Origin of the sequence: Chromobacterium vaccinii (assembly GCF_001855275.1) — a bacterium.
Classification (GTDB): domain Bacteria; phylum Pseudomonadota; class Gammaproteobacteria; order Burkholderiales; family Chromobacteriaceae; genus Chromobacterium; species Chromobacterium vaccinii.
In genome coordinates this window covers 2,028,208-2,040,549 of record NZ_CP017707.1, presented here as the reverse complement: position 1 = coordinate 2,040,549, position 12,342 = coordinate 2,028,208, and the positions used below count along the sequence as shown (strand labels likewise).

Below are 12,342 nucleotides of genomic sequence, written 5' to 3'. Positions count from 1 at the left end.
CCTTCTTATTGTTGCTTGTCCAGCAGCCGGTCCAGCGTGGCCAGCAGCGGGCGGGTGATGGCGGCGGCAGCTTGGCCGGCTTCGTCTGGCCGGCCTTGCCGGATCGCGTCGAAGATGGCGGCGTGGGCGGCCAAGTCCGGGTCGGGCAGCGCTTCGTCGCGGATCGAGTCCTGAACGCTTTGCCGCACCGCGCGCGAGAAAAAGTGGTAGAGGCCGGCCAGCGCCTGGTTGCCGCTGGCGTCGGCGATGGCGACATGGAAGGCGAGGTCCCGCTCGGCGTAGCTTTCCGGCGTTTCGCCGTCCTGCGGCCGCAGCCCTTCCAGCGTGGCGGCGATGCGGGCGATGTCGGCGCCGCCGGCGCGCTCGGCGGCCAGCCGCGCGGCGCTTTCTTCCAGCAGGCAGCGCACTTCCAGGTGTTCGCGCAGGCTGGCGCGGCTGATCGCGCGCATCGCCTCGCCCGGATTGACGATGGCCCGCACATAGGTGCCATCGCCCTGGCGCACTTCCAGCAGACCGGCGTACAGCAGCACCCGCACCGCCTCGCGCACGGTGTTGCGGCTGATGCCCAGCTCGTCGGCCAGTTCGGGTTCGGTGGGAATGCGGCTCCCCACCGGCCAGCGGCCTTGTTCCAGCTGGCGGCCAAGGTTGTCGACGGCGATGTCGACCAGCGAGCGTTTCGCGGCGGAAATATTCATAGATCCTGGCTTAAACATCCAATCATCCGATGAATTTTACCGGCAAACGCCGAGAAGGGCAAAGCTAAGGGGAACGCGGTTCAGGCGGTGGCGGAGAAACCGCTGCTGGACAGGCCCAGTCCCTGGCCCACCAGCAGCGCGTTCAGCGTGTAGGGCGCGCCGATCGAATACACCAGCGCGTACATCGCGAGGCCGCTGATCTGCTGGGCGGACAGCATGCTGTTGCCGGACGGGTAACTGAGCAGGTTCTGCAAGTTGAACGGAAAGGTATTGGGCGTTTGCGGGGTGTGGATCACCAGTTGCCGGTTGCGTTGCTGGGCTTGCAGCGCGCGGGTTTCATTGACCAGCGAGCCGCTGCCCTGCGAGGTGTAGCTGTTGGCGAGCGCATTCAGAGATTGCGCCGCCGTGTACAGCAGGTTGGCGGCGCCGCTGGAGTCGCTGTTGTACGCCGCCTGCAGCGAATTGACGTTGAGGTTCAGCGTGCCGCCCAGTCCGTATTGCGCCGGGCTCTGGTAGCTGAGGCCGACCTGGCTCAGCATGGTAAGCAGCGAGCTGCCGTTGCTGTAGCTGTTCTGTACCTGCTGATTCAGCATCCGCGGCAGCATGGCGGCGATCGGATCGTTGCTCGGCAGCACCTGGTTGCCCAGCAGGCTGTTGATGGAGCCCTGGGCGGTATTGAAGGCGCTGGCCAGCGACTGGGCGTTGGTATTGAGCTGGCCGAAGTCGACGTTGACCGTGATGTTGCTGCTGCCGGTCGCCAGCAGGTTGGCTGAAACGCCGCTGCCCAGCTGAATGCCGAAATTGCTGGCGTTGGAGCCGGATGCCCCGTTGACGGTGTAGCTGGCGTTCAGCGCGGCCTGGGTCTGGGTCAGGTTTTGGCCGCTGCCCACGGCCAGGGTCTGGTCGAAGGCCAGCCGCGACAGGCCGCTTTGGTCGGTGTTGTTGCCGTCGTTGTCGCTGACCGAGATCTTGAAATTGTTGCTGGCGCCGGTGCTGGCCTGGCTGATCTGCAATTGATAGGCGCCGGACGCGTTCTGCACCACGTTGGCCACCACCCCGGCGTTGGCGCCGTTGATCGAGCTGGCGATGCTGGACAGGGTGCCGTTGCTGATGCTGATGGTCACCGGCGTGTCGTTGGCGGTGAAGCTGGTGGCCGAGGTCGAGCTGGTGTAGGCATAGCTGCCGGTGGCGATGGTCAGGCTGCCGCTGCCCACCACGGTGGTGCCGCTGTCGGACAGCGAGAAGCTGGTGGTCGCGCTGTGCGCTTGAGCCAGTTGGGAAACATTGAGCAGGTAGCTGGCGTTCTGCGCGCCGGTGGAGGTGCTGACGCTGGCCACGGCGGGATTGCTGCTGCTGGCGGTGCCGCCGCCGAATTGTATCGACGGCGCGTAAATCTGCTGCAGACTGCTTTGGAAAGTGCCGAGAATCGACATCAGCTGGCCCAGCGTGGACAACTCGATCTGGATCGGATCGGTTGCGCTGCTGCTGGCGCTGCTCTGGCTGGCGGCGCTGGACGAACCCAGCAGTAGCCCGCTCGACAACAAACTGCTCAAGTTTGGCAGCAGGCTGTCGAAAGACGAGAAAGAGGAGTTGTATCCGGACAGGGAGTTCATTGCCAACACTCACAAGCCACATCTTGTTCAAGTGTAGATCAAATCGCTCAAGTCATTGCTTATTCAGTATTTTTGTCGATTTTGGCCGTGTGTCCGCATGTGGGGTTTGGCGTAAGCGAGACACAAAAAAACGGCATGGCGCGAGGCGGCATGCCGTATGCGGGGGAGGGCGCTTACTTGGCCATCGCGTCCTTCACGCATTTCTTGGCGAAGCTCTGCTTGGCTGCGCCGGCCAGTTTCTTTTCCACAGCCTTGGCTTCACAGCTGGTCTGGGCGGCGGCGGTGTCTTTTTCGCATTTTTTCAGGAAGCTTTGCTTGGCGGCGCCGGCCAGTTTCTTTTCGGCGGCCTTGGCGTCGCAGGCGGCGTCGGCCAGCGCCAGATTGGCGCTGAACAGGGCGAGTACGGCGATCAGCACGGATTTGCGCATGATGGTTGGTCTCCATTGAAGGCCCGCGGCGCGGGCGGATGTCATTCCGATTGTTTTTGTCTGGCGTTCAGCCAATAAACGGCGCTCAACGCCGCCAGTGAAAACAGCAGCAACATCAGCGCCAGCTGGTGGGCCGCGCCATAGTTGGCCTGCTCCACTTGATTGTACAGCGCGATCGATATCACGCGCGTTTCGCCGTCGATGTTGCCGCCTATCATCAGCACCACGCCGAATTCGCCGACCGTATGCGCGAAACCCAGGCAGGCCGCGCTCAACAGGCCGCTGCGGCAGGATGGCAGGATCACGTGGCGCATCCGCTGCCAGCGCCCCGCTCCCAGCAGCAGGGCGCTTTCCAGCTCTTCCTGCCGCACCGCGCGGAAACTGGCCAGCAAGGGCTGCAGCACGAAGGGCAGCGAGTACAGGATGGAGGCGAGCACCACGCCGGGAAAGGTGAAGGCGAGGCCGGACAGGCCCAGCGAGGAGGTTAGCTTCCCGACCGGCCCGTGCGGTCCGAAAGCCAGCAGCAGGTAGAAGCCCAGCACCGTCGGCGGCAGCACCAGCGGCAGCATGGCGCCGGCCTCCATGAATGGGCGCAGCCGGGAGCGGCTATGCGCCAGCCACCAGGCGCAGGGAATGCACAGGGCCAGCAGCAGCAGGGTGCTGATGCCGGCCAGGCGCAATGTCAGCGCGATCGCGCTCCAGTCCTGGGGACTCACGGCTTGAAGCGATAGCCGGCCTGGGCCATCAGCGCGCGCGCCTGCTCGCTTTTGAGGAAGGCCATCAGCGCGGTCGCGGCCGGGGTGGGCTTGATCAGCAGCGCGTCCTGGCGGATCGGCTGATGCAGTTTTTCAGGCACCAGCCAGTAGCGGCTGTGTATGCCTTGCTCCAGCAATTGGGAATAGGCGACGAAGGCGAAGTCGGCGCCGCCGACATCGGCGAACTGCATGGTCTGGCCGATATTGTCGCCGGTCAGCAGCCTGGATTTCACCGCCGCTTCCAGCTTCAGCGCGGCCAGCGTTTCCATCGCGGCGCGGCCGTAGGGCGCGGTGGCCGGGTTGGCGACGGCAAGCTTGGCGAAATTGCCCTGGCGCAGCGCCGCTTCGCCGGCGTCGTCGCGCTGCTTGCTCCACAGCGCCAGTTGGCCGTAAGCATAGGTGAACTGGCTGGAGGCCTGGCCTACGCCGGCCTTGGCCAACTCGGTCGGGCGTTCGTCGTCGGCGGACAGGAACACCTCGAACGGCGCGCCCTGGCGGATTTGCGCGGCCAGCTTGCCGGACGCGCCGGCGCTGGCCTTGACGTCGTGTCCGGTGGCGGCCTTGAAGGATTTGGCGATCTTGTCCAGGGTCTGCTGGAAATTGCTGGCGACGGCGACATTGACGGTGTCGGCTAGGGCGAGGGGGGAGAGGATCAGGCACAGCAGGGCAAGGCGCAGGCGCGGCATGGCGGACTCCGGGGACTGGATCATCCGCCCATTATGCTGCCAAAGGCCGGCGGCTAGCCAGCCGCCCGGCCGGCGATCTTGAACTGGAGCAACTGTTGCCAGTCACAGCCTAGCAGGTCCTGCCAGCCTTCGCCGCGGACGCCGGCGGGGTGGGAGGCCGCGCTTTGCAGATTGACCACGCCGCCGAGCAGATGGCCGTCGCGCGAGTCCTCGAACTGCGCGACGCTGGCTACCTGCTCCAGGTAAGGCGCGATGCCGCGGACCAGCGGCGACTGGCCGTCTATCGGCCGGCCGGGGGTCGGACCGGCATCGATGCCGGGGACCACCAGCCGCAGCCTGACGATGCCGGGCGCCGGCTCCGCCACCTGGGGAATGGCCGGCATCCAGGCGCGCAACAGCGTTTGCAAGCGAAGGTTGAGGCTGTGTCCGAGCGCGGTGGCCACCAGTTGCCAGCGCCCGTCGCGGCGGGTGTCGAGCAGCCACAGCGGCTCCAGCAGCAGGCCGTGGTAGGGGGTGAGCAGCCGGGGGGACTCGGCGTAGACGAACTGGCGGTTGTGCCTGCCCTGGCAGAAGCCGGGGCGGATGGTTTGCGGGTCGCTGTCGCCGCCGCGGGCCACCCGGCACAGTTCGTTCCAGGCGACCAGCGCGCATCCGAGATTGAAGAAGGGTTTCATCGTTTGTTCTACCCTGGCCGTATCTTGTTGAATAAAGTGAAGGAGCGCCCGGCGCGAAGCCGGTTGTCTAGGCTGAAAAATAGGCAAAAACCGGCAAATGACTATTGATTTGGCGCAAACGACCGGGCTTGTGGCCAGTGCAAGCTGTCATGTCGGACAGCCTCGCTTGCTGGTATGATTCCGCCTTCGTCGCCGTGGCGGCCGTCACATCTGGATTTGCGAAGCGTTTAAATGAAGAAAATTTCCCGCGTTCTGTTGTTGCTGCTGCTGTGCGCGGCGGGGTGGCTGGCCTGGGCGCTGCTGCTGCCGGTCGAGATGCCGGCGGGCGGCTACAAGCTGCTGGTCGGCCCCAACCGCACGATGAAGCAGATCGCCCATTCGCTGGCGAAGGACGGCGCGATACGAGACGGCCAGCTGATGGTCGCGCTGGCCAGGCTCACCGGCTCGGACCGCAAGGTGAAGGCCGGCCTGTACCGTCTGGACGGCAGCCAGTCGATGCTGGACGTGCTCGATCGGCTGGTGCAGGGGCATCCGGACGAGGCGAGCCTGACCACGATCGAGGGCTGGACCTTCCGCCAGGTGCGCCAGGCGGTGGAGCGCAACCCGGACATCCGCCATGACGGGCGGCAACTGAGCGATGCGGATCTGGTGGCGCGCATCGGTCTGGGAGACGCCAGCCCCGAAGGCCTGTTCTTCCCCAGCACCTATCTGTTCACGCCGGGCACGTCCGATCTGGACTTGTACCGCCAGGCCTACGCCACGATGCGGCAGCAGCTTGACGCCGCTTGGGCGGCGCGCAAGCCCGGCTTGCCCTACGCCTCGCCGTACGAGCTGTTGACCATGGCCAGCCTGATCGAGAAGGAAACCTCCAGCGAGGCGGATCGGTCTATGGTGGCGGCGGTGTTCGTCAATCGCTTGAAGAAGGGCATGCGGCTGCAGACCGATCCCTCGGTGATCTACGGCATGGGCGCCAGCTACCAAGGCAATATCGGCAAGGCCGACCTGCGGCGCGATACGCCTTACAATACCTATACCCGCGCCGGCCTGACGCCGACGCCGATCTCGATGCCGGGCAAGGCCGCGCTGTACGCGGCGGCCCAGCCGGCCGAAACCGACGCGCTGTACTTCGTCGCCCGCGGCGACGGCAGTTCCGAGTTTTCCAGCACCCTGGAGGAGCACAACCAGGCGGTGCGCAAATATATCCTGAAGAAAGGCCAGCAATGAGCACGCAGCAGGTCCGACGCGGCCGTTTCATCACGCTGGAAGGCATAGACGGCGCGGGCAAGAGCACCCACCTCTCCTTCATCCGCGACTGGCTGTCCGGACGCGATGTCGACGCCGCGTTCACCCGCGAGCCCGGCGGCACCCCGCTGTCGGAAAAGATACGCGACCTGCTGCTGGATCCCGGCACGGTGGCTTCGCTGGACGCCGAGGCGCTGCTGGCCTTCGCCGCGCGCCAGCAGCACATCGCCGAAGTGATAGAGCCGGCGCTGGCCGCCGGCCGCTGGCTGGTGTCCGACCGCTTCACCGACTCCACCTACGCTTTCCAGGGCGGCGGCCGCGGCGTGCCGTTCGAACGCATCCGCGCGCTGGAAGACTGGGTGCAGCGCGGCCTGCAGCCGGACCTGACCTTGCTGTTCGACCTGCCTACAGAAGTGGCCGCCGGGCGCATGGCCGGCACCCGGGTACCGGACCGTTTCGAGCAAGAGGCCGCCGATTTCCACCGCCGCGTGCGAGCGGCCTACCTGCGCCGGGCCGAGGAAGCGCCGCAGCGCATCGTGGTGCTGGACGCCGGCCGCGGCATCGCCGACATCCAGGCCGACATCGCCGTCCATCTGCAGCGCCTGCTGGAGCGCGGCTGATGCTGTATCCGTGGCAGAGCGATGACTGGGCGCGGCTGTCCGCCGAACGCGAGCGGATGCCGGGCGCCTGGCTGTTCACCGGCGGCGCCGGCATCGGCAAGCTGGCCTTCGCCGAACACCTGTCGCTGTCGCTGCTGTGCGAGAGCCCCGCGGCCCACCATCAGCCCTGCGGCCAATGCCAGGGCTGCCGCTGGTTCGCCAGCGGCACCCATCCGGACTTCCGCCGCCTGTCGCCGTTCGCCGACGAGGAGGAGGAGGGCAAGGAAGCCAAGACCACGCGCAAGCTGCCGCAGATCAAGATCGAAGCGGTGCGCGAGGTGATCGATTTCGCCCATCTGACCGCGCACCGCGCCGGCCGCCGCGTGATCCTGGTGGAGCCGGCCGAGAACCTGAACCTGGCCGCCGCCAACGCCTTGCTGAAGATACTGGAGGAGCCGCCGGAGGCCGTGCTGTTCCTGCTGGTGTCGCACGCGCCGCAGCGCTTGCTGCCCACCATCCGCAGCCGCTGCCGCCAGTTCGCGCTGACCCGTCCGTCGGAGCCGGCCGCGCTGGCCTGGTTGAAGGAGCAGGGCGTCGCCGATGCCGAGGCTGAGCTGGCGCACAACGGCGGCGCGCCGTTGTTCGACCACGATCCCGATCTCGCCGCCTTGCGCGCCCAGTTCGTCCGCGGCCTGGGCCAGCCCAGTTTCGCCGGCATGCTGCAACTGGCGGAGTTGATCGACAAGAACAAGCAGCTGTCTTTGGCGCAGCCGCTGGCCTGGCTGCAGAAATGGCTGCACGACCTAGCCGCGCTGTGCCTGGCCGGCCGGGTCCGCTATTATCCAGATCAGGAGAGGGCGCTCGCCGCGCTGGCGCCGCGCTGCGACGTCGTTCTGCTGATGGCTTGCCAGCAGGCGTTGACCGCGCTGGCGCCGTTCTCCCAGCATACCTTGAACATCCGCCTGCAACTGGAGGCGGTGTTGATGGATTACCTGAAGATCTTCGCCGGCGGCAGGGCCGGCTAAGCAAAAGGGGCCTGAATGGATGCCGCCAAGCCGGATCTGAACAATCCCAATCGCCCCGGCGTGCTGTCGCTGCATATCAAGGAGCGCAGCGCGCTGTTCGCCGCCTACATGCCTTTTCTGCGCAACGGCGGCATTTTCATTCCCACCAACAAGGAAATGCAGCTGGGCGAAGAGGTGTTCCTGCTGCTGACGCTGATGGAGGATCCCCAGCGCATCGCGGTGCAGGCCAAGGTGGTGTGGATCACGCCGGGGGGCGCCAACAACAGCCGCGTGCAGGGTGTCGGCGTGGAGTTCGTTTCCGGCGAGGCCGGCAAGCAGGCCAAGGACAAGATAGAGACGCTGCTGGGCGGGGTGCTCAACTCCAGCCGCCCCACCCATACCATGTGAGGTCCGGGTAGAGGACGTGATATCCTGTGGACCGGATTCACGTTTTTCTGCCCACCGACCATGTTGATCGACTCCCACTGCCACATCAATTTTCCCGACCTCGCCGAGCGCATGCCCGATGTGCTGGCCAATATGCGCCAGAACCAGGTGACGCACGCGCTGGTGATCGGCGTCAGCCGCCCCAAGTACCCGCAAGTGCTGGCTCTGGCCGAGGAGCATCCCAATCTGTACGCCACCGTGGGCGTGCATCCGGATGACCCGGAGGCAGAGGAATACAGCGAGGACGAACTGGTCGAGCTGGCCGCCCACCCGCGCGTGGTCGGCATCGGCGAGACCGGCCTCGACTACCACTGGTGCAAGGGCGAGCTGGACTGGCAGCATGAGCGTTTCCGCACCCATATCCGCGCCGCCCGGCGCGTCGGCCTGCCGCTGGTGATTCATACCCGCGAATCGGCAGCCGACACCATCCGCATCATGCGGGAAGAGCATGCCGAGCAATGCGGCGGCGTGATGCATTGCTTCACCGAAACCTGGGAAGTGGCCGAGGCCGCGCTGGCGCTGGGCTTCTACATCTCCTTCTCCGGCGTGGTCACCTTCAAGAACGCCAAGCAGGTGCAGGAAGTGGCACAGAAGGTGCCGCTGGAGCGGATGCTGATCGAAACCGACTCGCCTTATCTAGCGCCGGTGCCGTTCCGCGGCAAGACCAACGAGCCGGCCTATGTGCGCCACGTGGCGGAGTTCATCGCCGGCTTGCGCGGCATCCCGTTCGAGGAGGTGGCGCAGGCCACCACGGAAAACTTCTTCCGCCTGTTCGCCAAGGCGGCGGGCTGAGACGGAGAGGGATATGCGGCTGCCCGCATTGGGTTTGATCGGATGGTTGATCGCGCTGCCGGCGCTGGCCAATTGCGTCAGCCTGGGCGGACGCAGCTACTGCGCGCCGCCGGGCGGCCAGGCGGTGCTGCACCAGGGCCAGCCCTACTGCGGCGCCGGCGCCTGCGTGTCCGACGAATTTGGCAATCTGTTCTGCTCGCCGTATCCCGGCGGCGGCGTGGTCCGCGCCCGGGGCGGCTTTTTCGCCGGGCCCGGCCTGTGCTTGCTGGGGCCGGACGGCGCGCCGAACTGCGCGGCGCAGCCGGGCGGCAGCTGCGCGATCGGCCCGGGCGGCCAGCCGGTTTGCGAAGGCGGCTCCGTCGCCGTGCCCGCGGCGCGGGCGCAGCTGTGCCAGTGATCAAGCAAGGAGAGTCGTGAATACGCTAGAAGTCACCATCCTGGGCTGCGGCTCCAGCTCCGGCACGCCGGCGATAGGCTGCGGCTGTCCAACCTGCCGCTCGGACGATGTCCGCAACCAGCGCACCCGCGCCAGCGCCTACGTGCGGGTGGGAGAGCTGGGCTTCCTGATCGATACCGGGCCGGATCTGCGCCAGCAGGCGCTGCGCGAGGGCGTGAGCCGGCTGGACGCGGTGCTGTACACCCATCCGCACGCCGACCACCTGAACGGCATCGACGACCTGCGCGCCTTCTGTTACCTGAACAAGGGACCGATCTCGCTGTACGGCAACGACTTCACCATTTCCAACATCCGCGAGCGCTTCGGCTACGCGCTGCAGCCGCCGTCCAAAATGTGGGACAAGCCGGTGCTGTTGCCGGAAGTGGTCAGCGGCCCGTTCCGGCACCAGGGCGTGGAGCTGACGCCCATTCCCTTGCTGCACGGCAGCTGGCCCTGTCTGGGCTGGCGCATCGGCGACGTGGCCTGGCTGACCGATCTGTCCCATATTCCCGACAGCAGCCTGCCTTTGCTGGAAGGGCTGGAGCTGTTGTTCCTCGATTGCCTGAACCAGGATCCCTATCCATCCCACCTGTGCGTAGACCAGGCTTTCGAATGGGCGGGACGCATCGCCGCGCGCCGCACAGTGCTGATCCACATGACCCACAAGCTGGAATACCTCGATCTCAGCGAGCGCTGCCCGCCCGGCGTGGAGGTCGGTTTCGATGGCTGGCGCGCCGAAGTGGCCATGGAATGATGGTTGTCATGTTAAGAAACATGATCTTTTTCAATGGCTTGTGATGTTTACTTCTTGAGCGGGATCTTTTGGTCCAGCACCGCCACCGCGGTGATCGCGTTGTCCGGACTGCCGTCCACCAGCTTGTCCGAGTAGGTGAGGTAGGTCAGCACATTGCGCTTGGGGTCGACGATGCGCACCACGCGCACGTGCTTGAACACGAAGGACGCGCCCTCCTTGAATACCTGTTCTTGCGGCGGGATCGGCTTGTTGAAGCGGATCGCGCCCACCTGGCGGCAGGCGACGGAGAAGCGGGACGGATCCTTGGCCAATCCCATCGCGCCCTTGTAGCCGCCGGTCTTGGCGCGCGACACGTAGCAGGCAACGCCTTGCACCGAGGGATCGTCAAAGGCTTCCACCACCACCTTGTCGTTGGGGCTGAGCAGCTTGAAGGTGGTGGACACTTCGCCCACCTCTTCGGCCAGGGCCGGCAGGGACAGGCAGGCGAGCAGCAGCAGGGCGGCTTGTTTCATCGGTTTTCTCCGGCGTGGGACGGCCGCCTGGAGCGGCCGGACAGGGTCACAGGACGGGACGATTGTAGGCAAAGCCGCCCGCCGCCTCAATCTCCGGGGGCCCGGCCGCGGAAAGCGGCCATCTCGTCGGCGACGAAGTACTCTATCATGGTGCGATAGACCGCCGCGGTCAGCGCCGGATCGGCGCCCAATTCGCCGGCCAGCCGCTCCACGCGGCGAATCACCTGGTCCACCCGCTTGCCGCCTTCCACTTCTTCCCGGCTGTGCTTGAACGCGGCCGCCTGGCGCACGTAGATGCCGCGCTCGGCGATCAGCGCCACCAGCGAGCGGTCGACGCGGTCTATCTGTTCCCTGACTTCAGCCAGGTCTTGGCATTGAAAAACGCTGTCCATTCATGGTCTCCTTGAAAGCGCGGAATCGTCTCCTGCGCATGAGCGGCTGGCGAAGCCCTGAAGCGCGCCAGCCCGCGGCGCGTCAGTAGTAGTTAAGTCCCATCGCAGCCTTCACTTCGGCCAGCGTGCGGGCGGCCACGTCGCGGGCGCGGCGGGTGCCGGTCTTCAGCATTTCCAGCACGGCTGCGGGATCCTGGGCGTAGCGCTCGCGGCGCTCGCGGATCGGCGCCAGCATCTCCTGCAGGCAGTCTTCCAGGTGTTTCTTGATCACGGTGTCGCCCAGGCCGCCGCTGCGGTAGTGCTCCTTCAGGCCCCGCACCAGTTCCTGGTCTGGGTGGAAGGCATCCAGATAGGTGAACACCACATTGCCTTCCACCTGGCCGGGGTCGGCCACCCGCAGGTGGTTCGGGTCGGTGTACATCATCTTCACCGCCTGGCGGATGTCATCCGGCGTGGCGGACAAGGTGATGGTGTTGCCCAGCGATTTGGACATTTTGGCCTTGCCGTCTATGCCGGGCAGGCGGGAGCCCACCTCCGGCACCACGGCCCGGGTTTCCACCAGCACCGGCCGCTCGACGCTGGCGTTGAAGCGGCGGACGATCTCGTTGGTTTGCTCGATCATCGGGATCTGGTCGTCGCCGACCGGCACGATGGTGGCCTTGAAAGCGGTGATGTCGGCGGCCTGGGCGGCTGGATAGGTGAGGAAGCCGGCCGGGATGTCGCGCTCGTAGCCGCGCTGCTTGATCTCGTCCTTGATGGTCGGGTTGCGCTCCAGCCGCGCCACCGTCACCAGATTCAGATAGTAGGACGCCAGCTCGGTCAGTTCCGGCACCAGGCTCTGGATGAAGATGGTGCTCTTGGCCGGATCAATGCCGACGGCCAGGTAGTCCAGCGCCACCTGCAGCACATTGTCGCGCACCTTCAGGTAGTTGCCCATATTGTCGGTCAGCGCCTGGGCGTCGGCCAGCAGCAGGAACTGCACGCAGCGGTTCTGCAGGATCACGCGGTTGCGCAGCGAACCGACATAATGGCCCAGATGCAGCTGGCCGGTGGTCCGGTCGCCGGTGAGGATGATGTCTTGCGAGCTGATAGTGTCCAGATTCATGTCGATCTCCATCGGGTTGGAGAGGAGGCCGACAAGGTGGACTGGGAAGGACCGCCAAAAAACTAAACCCGGTGCGCCTTGTCGGCAGCCTCCGGGTTTTATTGCATATGCGTTCGCCGGCGCCGCCTAGGAGAGGCGCCACCACCAAAATCGGATTGCGAATGCGGGTGCGGTTTTCATTCTTTCATCAAAACACGGCGCCGCGCGC

16 protein-coding genes are annotated in these 12,342 nt (G+C 65.8%); 7 read left to right on the top strand and 9 right to left on the bottom strand.

Going from position 1 to position 12,342, the window contains the following annotated elements; all coding sequences use genetic code 11:
- Positions 1-5: 5 nt before the first annotated feature.
- From BKX93_RS09490 to BKX93_RS09465, 6 genes are all read right to left on the bottom strand, one after another.
- On the bottom strand, positions 6-695 hold the full coding sequence (locus BKX93_RS09490; protein ID WP_046155521.1) for a FadR/GntR family transcriptional regulator: 690 nt from the start codon (positions 693-695) through the stop codon (positions 6-8).
- A gap of 80 nt (positions 696-775) precedes the next feature.
- Positions 776-2,308, bottom strand: a complete 1,533-nt coding sequence (fliD, locus tag BKX93_RS09485) for a flagellar filament capping protein FliD (protein ID WP_070979613.1) — start codon at positions 2,306-2,308, stop codon at positions 776-778.
- 173 nt (positions 2,309-2,481) lie between these two features.
- Complete coding sequence (locus tag BKX93_RS09480; RefSeq protein ID WP_046166429.1) at positions 2,482-2,736, bottom strand: hypothetical protein; 255 nt, start codon at positions 2,734-2,736, stop codon at positions 2,482-2,484.
- 41 nt (positions 2,737-2,777) lie between these two features.
- Entirely contained in the window at positions 2,778-3,452 is a 675-nt protein-coding gene (gene modB, locus BKX93_RS09475) for a molybdate ABC transporter permease subunit (RefSeq protein WP_046155518.1), read from the bottom strand.
- The gene (gene modA, locus BKX93_RS09470) at positions 3,449-4,177 is read right to left on the bottom strand and encodes a molybdate ABC transporter substrate-binding protein (protein ID WP_070981761.1); all 729 of its coding nucleotides are present in this window, start codon (positions 4,175-4,177) and stop codon (positions 3,449-3,451) included. Before modA ends, modB begins: the two co-directional genes overlap by 4 nt.
- Before the next feature lie 53 nt (positions 4,178-4,230).
- Positions 4,231-4,851 carry a DUF3313 domain-containing protein gene (locus tag BKX93_RS09465; protein WP_046155517.1) on the bottom strand — a complete coding sequence of 207 codons (621 nt, stop codon included), beginning with the start codon at positions 4,849-4,851 and terminating at the stop codon, positions 4,231-4,233.
- A 231-nt stretch (positions 4,852-5,082) separates the two neighbouring features.
- Here BKX93_RS09465 and mltG point away from each other — a divergent pair, with 231 nt between their 5' ends.
- From mltG to BKX93_RS09430, 7 genes are read left to right on the top strand one after another with little or no spacing between them, the layout of a single operon-like run.
- Positions 5,083-6,075 carry an endolytic transglycosylase MltG gene (gene mltG / locus BKX93_RS09460; RefSeq protein WP_046166427.1) on the top strand — a complete coding sequence of 331 codons (993 nt, stop codon included), beginning with the start codon at positions 5,083-5,085 and terminating at the stop codon, positions 6,073-6,075.
- Positions 6,072-6,713 carry a dTMP kinase gene (gene tmk, locus BKX93_RS09455; RefSeq protein ID WP_021478795.1) on the top strand — a complete coding sequence of 214 codons (642 nt, stop codon included), beginning with the start codon at positions 6,072-6,074 and terminating at the stop codon, positions 6,711-6,713. The genes mltG and tmk overlap by 4 nt, the downstream gene beginning before the upstream one ends.
- A complete protein-coding gene (locus tag BKX93_RS09450; RefSeq protein WP_046155514.1) occupies positions 6,713-7,717 on the top strand; it encodes a DNA polymerase III subunit delta' in 1,005 nt (334 codons plus the stop codon). The genes tmk and BKX93_RS09450 overlap by 1 nt, the downstream gene beginning before the upstream one ends.
- Positions 7,718-7,732: 15 nt before the next feature.
- On the top strand, positions 7,733-8,104 hold the full coding sequence (locus BKX93_RS09445; protein ID WP_021478797.1) for a PilZ domain-containing protein: 372 nt from the start codon (positions 7,733-7,735) through the stop codon (positions 8,102-8,104).
- A 60-nt stretch (positions 8,105-8,164) separates the two neighbouring features.
- On the top strand, positions 8,165-8,935 hold the full coding sequence (locus tag BKX93_RS09440; RefSeq protein WP_070979611.1) for a TatD family hydrolase: 771 nt from the start codon (positions 8,165-8,167) through the stop codon (positions 8,933-8,935).
- Positions 8,936-8,948: 13 nt separating this feature from the next.
- A complete protein-coding gene (locus BKX93_RS09435) occupies positions 8,949-9,332 on the top strand; it encodes a hypothetical protein (protein WP_046155512.1) in 384 nt (127 codons plus the stop codon).
- 16 nt (positions 9,333-9,348) lie between these two features.
- Complete coding sequence (locus BKX93_RS09430; RefSeq protein ID WP_046166424.1) at positions 9,349-10,125, top strand: MBL fold metallo-hydrolase; 777 nt, start codon at positions 9,349-9,351, stop codon at positions 10,123-10,125.
- A gap of 47 nt (positions 10,126-10,172) precedes the next feature.
- Here BKX93_RS09430 and BKX93_RS09425 read toward each other — a convergent pair whose 3' ends face one another.
- From BKX93_RS09425 to trpS, 3 genes are all read right to left on the bottom strand, one after another.
- Complete coding sequence (locus tag BKX93_RS09425) at positions 10,173-10,637, bottom strand: CreA family protein (RefSeq protein ID WP_046155510.1); 465 nt, start codon at positions 10,635-10,637, stop codon at positions 10,173-10,175.
- A gap of 86 nt (positions 10,638-10,723) precedes the next feature.
- Positions 10,724-11,029: a chorismate mutase gene (locus tag BKX93_RS09420; RefSeq protein ID WP_070979609.1), complete on the bottom strand. Its 306-nt coding sequence runs from the start codon at positions 11,027-11,029 to the stop codon at positions 10,724-10,726.
- A gap of 82 nt (positions 11,030-11,111) precedes the next feature.
- Positions 11,112-12,134, bottom strand: a complete 1,023-nt coding sequence (gene trpS, locus BKX93_RS09415; RefSeq protein WP_046155508.1) for a tryptophan--tRNA ligase — start codon at positions 12,132-12,134, stop codon at positions 11,112-11,114.
- Positions 12,135-12,342: the final 208 nt, after the last annotated feature.

Coding starts and splice junctions, on each gene's coding strand:
- BKX93_RS09425 (WP_046155510.1), bottom strand. CDS start 10,637: ATGAAACAAGCCGCCCTGCTGCTGCTCGCCTGCCTGTCCCTGCCGGCC.
- BKX93_RS09490 (WP_046155521.1), bottom strand. CDS start 695: ATGAATATTTCCGCCGCGAAACGCTCGCTGGTCGACATCGCCGTCGAC.
- BKX93_RS09445 (WP_021478797.1), top strand. CDS start 7,733: ATGGATGCCGCCAAGCCGGATCTGAACAATCCCAATCGCCCCGGCGTG.
- fliD (WP_070979613.1), bottom strand. CDS start 2,308: ATGAACTCCCTGTCCGGATACAACTCCTCTTTCTCGTCTTTCGACAGC.
- BKX93_RS09435 (WP_046155512.1), top strand. CDS start 8,949: ATGCGGCTGCCCGCATTGGGTTTGATCGGATGGTTGATCGCGCTGCCG.
- modA (WP_070981761.1), bottom strand. CDS start 4,177: ATGCCGCGCCTGCGCCTTGCCCTGCTGTGCCTGATCCTCTCCCCCCTC.
- BKX93_RS09465 (WP_046155517.1), bottom strand. CDS start 4,851: ATGAAACCCTTCTTCAATCTCGGATGCGCGCTGGTCGCCTGGAACGAA.
- trpS (WP_046155508.1), bottom strand. CDS start 12,134: ATGAATCTGGACACTATCAGCTCGCAAGACATCATCCTCACCGGCGAC.
- mltG (WP_046166427.1), top strand. CDS start 5,083: ATGAAGAAAATTTCCCGCGTTCTGTTGTTGCTGCTGCTGTGCGCGGCG.
- tmk (WP_021478795.1), top strand. CDS start 6,072: ATGAGCACGCAGCAGGTCCGACGCGGCCGTTTCATCACGCTGGAAGGC.
- BKX93_RS09480 (WP_046166429.1), bottom strand. CDS start 2,736: ATGCGCAAATCCGTGCTGATCGCCGTACTCGCCCTGTTCAGCGCCAAT.
- BKX93_RS09420 (WP_070979609.1), bottom strand. CDS start 11,029: ATGGACAGCGTTTTTCAATGCCAAGACCTGGCTGAAGTCAGGGAACAG.
- BKX93_RS09450 (WP_046155514.1), top strand. CDS start 6,713: ATGCTGTATCCGTGGCAGAGCGATGACTGGGCGCGGCTGTCCGCCGAA.
- BKX93_RS09440 (WP_070979611.1), top strand. CDS start 8,165: ATGTTGATCGACTCCCACTGCCACATCAATTTTCCCGACCTCGCCGAG.